Raw genomic sequence first — 7,777 nt, 5'->3', positions numbered from 1 at the left:
CTCCAGTCGTATTACAAGGAACTGCTTGAGCATTGTATTTCTTCATGACACGCATTCTCTTGGGACCAGTACTGCAACTTGATGGAACGGTGATGTTTCCTAGCACAGGACAAGAATTACAATTTAAAATTCGCCCAAGGGCATATCTTTCACCAGGATCATTCAAAACTCCATTGTTGTTCCAATCAAAATACACCGTAATACTGTCGGTGAAATTTCCATTGGTATTTCCAAAAACCATGATTTCGTAGGATTGACCTGCAACAATATAGGTATTCACATTCGTGAAATCTTCGTATGCACTTCCCCCTACCGAACAAGAACTGTTCTGATCAATGGTATGAAAAACAACCCTACATATAGGTTCAACCACACCTGAAAAATTAGGGGTACAATACTGGGCTTTTATAATGATTGCAAGGCAATGAATAAATAAAAAAAAGGACAACCTCATATCAAAATGAACTTTTAACAAATTTAAAATTATTTTTTTTCTAGAGTAAAAAGAAAATTGTTCAGAAAAACATCATTTAAACAAAATGCTCATAGTTATTGAGTAAGTGTGAATCTCACACTAATTCCTGCGTTGGTGCTACCATTAATAAATTGAGATGACACATGAGGATAGTTTAACACTTTATCGAAGAAAGCTCGTAAAGTGATCTTCTGACTAAGTTGATATTCTGCCGAAGTATTTAAAGTAAACACCCGTTGCCCAGCACTGACCTGATTGAACTGCTCAACAATCTTCCGTAAAATGGTTTTATTATCTTTGATTGAAAAATCCAATTTTAATGTAAGATCAGACTTAAATGTTTTTTGATTTATTGTAAATTCTACATTTTGGAATTTATATCCACTCCCTACAATAAATTCGCTTGAATACATTTCAGTAATTTGATTGTTGGTTAAAGCCATCGAAATATTACGTGTCCTACGATATTCAAGTTTTGTGATCAAACTATTCTTCCATGAAAGATCAATGCTTAGTAAAGGTGTAAATTGTTCATTGATAGCAACTTGATTCAATTCATAGGGAGCAATGAAGTTATTGAGCGCATCTCGCACAGTGCTAAAACCATCTCCATCTGGATCCTTAAAAAGAACGTTTCCTTTAAAACTTCCTATAGTATACGTTGACTTATAGGAATGAGTTATGGTTCCGGATTTTAAATATTTTTTAAAAGCCTTTATATTTTGTAAACTGGAATAAGTAATGCGCCAATTGGGAAGTGGTACATGAGGGAACATCTCATAAATCCATTTCATGGTAGTCTTTCCAGTATAAGCAGCCAAAAATGCTGGAATTAAAACATATTGCGATGTGGATCCATAACCATCAGGATAAGACTTACCTGTGATGGTATCCGTCACGTAATTTCCATTCCAATTTGTTGAGCGGATTGCTACTTCTTGGGCTATTTCTTGTCGGATCTCCAGAAAACGTGTAAAATTCTTGTTTGAAAAATCTTTGGCATTTTTCGCAAAAGTGGTTCTCCATGTAATGATGCTCATACTGAAATTGCCAGTTTCTTGAGGAGTATAAGATTCAAAATACAAACCGTTATAACGATAGTATTCAGTTTTATCCATAGAAAAATTTCGCAAAGTTGTTACATCGACTTTGAAATTTTTAAATGGCTCTAATGATGCTCTGAAATTAAGATTTTCTTTAAATCGCCTTGTCAGAGGTACATTGAGTAAAGTATCTGTGGATAACATACCCATTGAAGCAAGTCTTTCATGTACGGGCTGCTGATGCCCAAACACAAATCCCCAACCGGGAGACTGTTTTTTGAGATACATGCCTAAGATGTCAACTGTTCCCATATAACCTGGTATGGTCATGCCCTCCGAACGGGTATAATTGACAGAAATGTTTTTTACCATGAGCAAAGTGGTAAAAAACGCATCTCTAATTTTTACAAAAATGGAAACTGTATCTTTGGGTTCCTTACTCTTGGGAACGGTATCTTGTTGTTGGACAGGTTTTTGTGGTTTTGTCTGAATTTGCTGTTGTTGTACTTTTTGTAACAACTTTTTAAAATAAGAAACCTTGTTATACAGGGTTGTTAAATTAGCACTTCCGTTAAGTGTAATGCTACGATTGTTTTCAATGATGTTTCCGAAAGGATGTGGTACATAATTACCTAAAGAATCCTTATACAAAGGTGCCCCTTGCCAACGATAATCGCCTACATATTGAACAGATGCACTCAAAAAATCAAGCAACGGTAGTTTGTTGATTGGTACGGTATAATTGAATTTTGTACTTTGGTTAAAATTGGTAATACGGCCCATACTTTTAATGTTCTGCCAAATAGAATCCATCTTAAAACGATAATCACTATCCCTTCTATCAATTCTTCCAGGAGGTTCGTCGATACGTGCGTCTACGTTGGCAGTATAATCAAGGGTCAAGTTTTTCGTTAATTTATGCTTAAGTGCATAATTTCTATTCCACGTAAAAGTCTTAATGTAGTTTGGTTCGATAATAATAAGAGCATTCATTTTGTTTCTCCACTTGTTCTCTTCGTACTGGCGTTGCAATTCAGTCATAAATGAAAATGACTGAGGCATAAGGGAAAAATTAAACTCCTTAATAATTCTGAAAACCTTGGGTTGTAGCCATTTGACTTTTTTAAAGGGCTCGTACACCTTTGGGTTCGTGCTAAAATTATATCCTATGCCACCTCTATATTGCTTTTTTAAATTGTATTCAATATCTATGTTTCGGTGGAAAATCTCATTGTATGCATAAGTAATGGAAAAATTTGAAATATCATAAAAATGGGCTTTATCTGATGTCTTTTCCTTCTGAACATTTACGAAATTGATGCTTTTACGACGAGTATAATCCTGGACTATTCTTCTAACCGAATCACGATCATCTTTAGAAGAATAAGTTCTCAAATCTTCATGTAAATACACGTCAGGATCAAGAGGATTGTATTGAGGGTTAGCAAAAGTTTCGCTGAAATCCCAATGCATAGGAAACTTGATTTTAGCTTTTTGAGGCATGAGCTTGCCCAATTCAAGGTTAGTAGCAATGTCGTATGAAAGGATGTTTTCTTTCTGTCGTTCTGCTATTTTTTTGTCGATACTTCCAAAGCCAGCTGTCGATACATTCCCAACTAGAGTTACATTGCCTAAATCAGCAAGATTAGCATTAATCTGAGTAGTGGCAGCCCATCCACCTTTTTCGTCAAAATCTGTCAATCGAAGCTCGTTGACCCACACTTCGACACATTTAGGTTCCTCATCATCATTTAAGTTGGTAGGGGAACGCTTAGGATTACGGATTCCAATCATAATAGTACGAACATCACTTAAGTTGGGAACTCCCATGATGGTTATTTTGTTCTGGCCATCCATGATAGAAAAAGGAAGTGTAGTCGATACACCTTGTGCCCCTGCTCTAATGAGAGTATTTCTTTTTTTCTTGAGTTCCACAAGCTTGTCAAGATCCAAATCTATCGAATCTTTCCATACCAGTTGACGTATGTTAGGATCTTGTGGACTAATACTCAAAGGCGTAGGATGCAGTGGTATTTCGTACTCATAAAAATTATCTGTAAAATCTGTTCCTAGACGTATAAAAATAGTCACATCACCGTCATTTAATGTATACCGATCTGGATCGCTCAATTCTGAATGAATAAACATTTTAAGTTTTTTATATAAGCGAATGTCAAGATTTGTAGTTTTGTAAACTGCACGAGCGTCACCATCAATCAAATGACAGGCTTTCAATACCAAAGCCTGTTCGTTCATCCGGTAAGAGGTATTTCCTCCCCAACCTATTTCTCGCTCGATTCCGGGTGGTAAAACATAAGGAATAGGAAGTCTGTTACCGTTCTCTTCATAACTTACAGCAGAAATGATAAATGAAGTCTGGTTTTGATCATCCCCTGTAACATACTCTCCAGGATACAACAAAGAATGTTCATACTTCCTCCATTGACTTCTTACAAGTTCAAGTGTGGCAAAACGAAGTACGATGGGTTCACTGAATTCACGTAAAAATATGCGCATAAAACGAATAGACTTGAAGTCTGAAATATTTCCAATGACCTGCTGAGGCTCTTTGACTGGTATCTTAAATTGATACCACTTAACATTCGTGGTAGTTCCGTTAGGTAATTTCACTGTTGCTACACGAATATCCGTTATATAATTTTGTCCTATCTCCATTTTGGATGGCTGAAGATCGATCACATACTGAAAATATCTCTCGTTTTCGTTGAGAGTATTGTCCTTGTTGATATCTTCCATGTCGGGAAGTGTGGTAGATGAAGTAGGATAAGGCTCAGGAGAAAGTTCGCTCGTAGGACTATTACCCTCCAATCCATTATACATCATGTATCTTTCCAAAATAGAAAGCTTTTGCTCGTCGTAATCTGAACCTCGAAAATAATGATAATTATCCGAAGCTGGATCAGCTAAGGCATTTGCATAAGCTTGTGAGGCATTGGTAAAATTGAGAGCTATAGCATCAAGATAAGCTTTGAAAAAACTTTTTTCTTCTTCGCTATTTAATCCATCTAAACCAATGTCTTGATATTTTCTAGATTCAGGACTGTTATCAAAAGCATTGGTGATGGCCTGCATCTTTGGGACTCTACCCCATTGGGTAGTGTCGACATTAGTCACTTCAGCGCTTGTGGGTAAGCCGTTTTCAAAACTTTTACGGTGATCTCTCAGAATATCTTCAGAAATATCCCCTAAGTTAAATACCAATTTTCCACCAGGATGGTTAGGTTCATAAATGAATGGATCCATTAGCCAGAATTCGATGTATTCCACGTTAGTTTCTTCAAAATCCGGAGCATCGATTTTTCTCATAATCCCTCCCCAGCGTGTTTGAGGAAGTAAAAGTCTTCCCTGAGCATCTATTCCAGCAGAAACCGAAGTAGGAATTACATCGAAATTGTAGGGACCTTTCATCGAAGGATAAAAAGCCAAATCAAGTGTAGGAATATTGGTTACAATGTTATTAGGATTTTCCTTAGATGGAAACACCTCCGTTTCTAAAACTTCACGCATGTAATGATTTGATCTCATTTCAGGATCCTTGCGGATGTGTTCAGGTGTTAAGTTGTTGTTTCGCCAAAACAATGGATCAATCACATACCAACATAATTTAGCACGATTAAATCCAGACCTCCAAGTTGAATCATCCGAAGCTTCAGGGAACCAATAAGGCTGCCCTTGCGGAATGGAAGCAAGCCTCCATGTACTTACATTCTTCAATTCAAAAGAAGATTTTGTTGCCTCAAAGTCATCGATGTAAGCTGTCCCGTTTTTACCAATTGCTCGTGCATGTCCTGGGATCAAGTTAGCTACCTCTCCCTGAATATTAATCTTAGAAGGAGTTTTTGTCGAAATATTGGGTAAGTAATCAACGAGTTTTGTCAGAAATGGTGACTCAGTTTGATACGAATAGTTCAGACCCCAAATGGTGTTTGAGATAGGTTCGTCGCCAATGTTCACTTTATATGTGTATGGCCTTTCAGTTAAATTAAGAAGGGTTGCACCTATAAGAAAGTTCTTATTAATTTCGTAATCCCAATGTGTTCCCATGAAAGTCTTAGTCTGAAAAGTAAGCATAGACTGACTCTCTACCGATACATTAATGGGAGCACCACTATTTAATATGCCTTCGTTGATAATGCGAAGCCTACCTAAATTATAATCTACCGTATAATCCACATTTTCTGTAAGCAAAACTCCGCCTGCTGTGACCTTCACGCTTCCTTGAGGAATATTCGTGGCATTCAGCATAATTTCGTTACCCACAGCCGATTTATATTGCCCAGTAATGATAAACCGATTTTTCTGAGGAAACTGTCTTGCACCAGATTTAGTCATAGTATAGAGTGAATCGTAACAGTATTTATCAGCAAGTACAGGATCGTTAAGTATTTGTCTCAAATCTCGTCCGAATGGCTCAAGAACGGGAAAATAAATACGTCCGTTCTTCGCATTTATGGTTCCTCCCGTGGTTGCAGCATTATCAATAAAATCGAAAATCCCATCAGGTTCAGGATCGTTGTTGACATTGAGGTTATCTAGATTCAACAAGCGTATGAGGGGAATTCCTTGCCATTGGCCCTCAGGAATGTAACCCACTGGAACACCTATTTTTTCACTCTTGTATAAAACGTCCAGCCTAAAATCTTTTGAGTTAACCTGATATCCTCCAATGGAGTACACATTCTTCATCATTAAATCCCAAAGAGGAATTTTGGTATTGGTGCTTGATCCCTTCAAAAGCTTGACTATCAGACATTTAGGAGGATCTATACCACCATTAGCAAATTCTCCAACCTGATAGACACTATCTGAACCTATGATCGTATATTGGAAAGCCACAGCAAGAACTTGATCATCATTAAGTTTAGTATTAAGTGAAATAAAACCAAGTTTTGTATTTACTGTGTATTCTGTTGGTGAGAGAAGACGTGCATTTTCTACAATTTCATAATCCACTCCACCACTAAACCCAGCACTTTGTAAATAAGAGCTTACCTTGTTAATATCGCGAATTTGCGAAGGATCGATGTATGAGAGCAAGTTATTGGCTTTGTTACTTGGCAAATATTCACCTGGGGTAGGGTTAAGTATGGAGTTATAAGGATTGGCCTCTCCCAAATCCATAAATGCTACAATGTTTCTGTTTTCTTGAGTTGCAGGGCCAATATTGGTTACCCAAACTTCAATTTTGGTTATATTGATAGGCGACCCTACTATAGGTAGGTTTTTGAGCCATTTGTTGTAATTATTTCTAAAATAGTGAGCAAGTAAATAATGTTTCTTTTCCTCGTATTCATCAGCATAGAGCTCAAATCTATTGACCTGCCCACCACCACTGATCGTAATATTGGTTGTCTGACTTTTTTGTTGACTGAAAACATTGGTCATGGTGAGCTTTCCAAACTGAAGTTTGGTTTTTATCCCGAAAAGAGACTGACTCCCAGTAATAAGTGTGCTATTTAAAGGCAGGGTCACATCTCCTGCTTCAATCAGTTTGATAATCTCATCTTCCTTCCCCTCATATTTTAATTTTACTTTGTTCTCGAACTCGAAGTTTGACTCCGTATTCCACTTGATGCCAAAGTCAACCTTATCGCCAATTTTTGCCTGAACGTTCATTTGAATTTTCTCCTGAAAATCGAAGTTGGTAACTCGTCGTTGTTTGGCACTTAGAGCAGGATCATCTCGTCGGTTGGAATTAATCCCAAAAATAAGTTCAGCTGTACCAGAAGGTCTAATGTCGATAGTACTCGAACCGAAAGGAGATTCCTCTTTCATGAAAGGAATGTTGAACGAAAAAAGAGAACCAGGGTCTTTGACTTTCTTTTGTCCCTTTGCCTGTTCACGCCAGTATCGTTCAAGTGCTCTGTCGAAGTCATACTCAATATATTCATCCCTGCTTAACGTGATAGGATAACGATAATGAAAGTTACCAATTTTCTGATAAATAATGTATTCATTCGATTCAGGGTCATAAACCACAGTGTCTTTATAGTTCTTAGGCAGAGAAAGATAGAGAGGAGGCTCATAGTCTGGTGGTATTTCATACCACAAACGATCCCTGAAAGGGAAAGGTAAACTATCATCTACGGTAGAATCTGGAGGATCTCCTTGAAAAATAGGATAAACAAAGTGAATTTCCGTTTTTGCAGGACGTGATACCCATGAAATTGGTATCAACATGCCAACAAACGATGCAAAAAAAATTGTGTTTCTCAGAACTTTCACTTTCCCACTGTTT

The 7,777-nt window shown here is 37.3% G+C and carries 2 protein-coding genes; both read right to left on the bottom strand.

The features are described 5' to 3' along the window. The coding region (locus tag N2Z72_02655) for a GEVED domain-containing protein (GenBank protein ID MCX7696577.1) at nucleotides 1–454 on the bottom strand (454 nt) is incomplete at its 3' end. Nucleotides 455–549: 95 nt separating this feature from the next. Next, a complete protein-coding gene (gene sprA / locus N2Z72_02650; protein ID MCX7696576.1) occupies nucleotides 550–7,764 on the bottom strand; it encodes a cell surface protein SprA in 7,215 nt (2,404 codons plus the stop codon). Nucleotides 7,765–7,777: the final 13 nt, after the last annotated feature.

The sequence above is a fragment of the Bacteroidales bacterium genome (assembly GCA_026418905.1).
GTDB lineage: Bacteria > Bacteroidota > Bacteroidia > Bacteroidales > DTU049 > JAOAAK01.
Note: the sequence above shows the minus strand (reverse complement) of the source record. Positions and strands in the feature narration are given on the sequence as shown.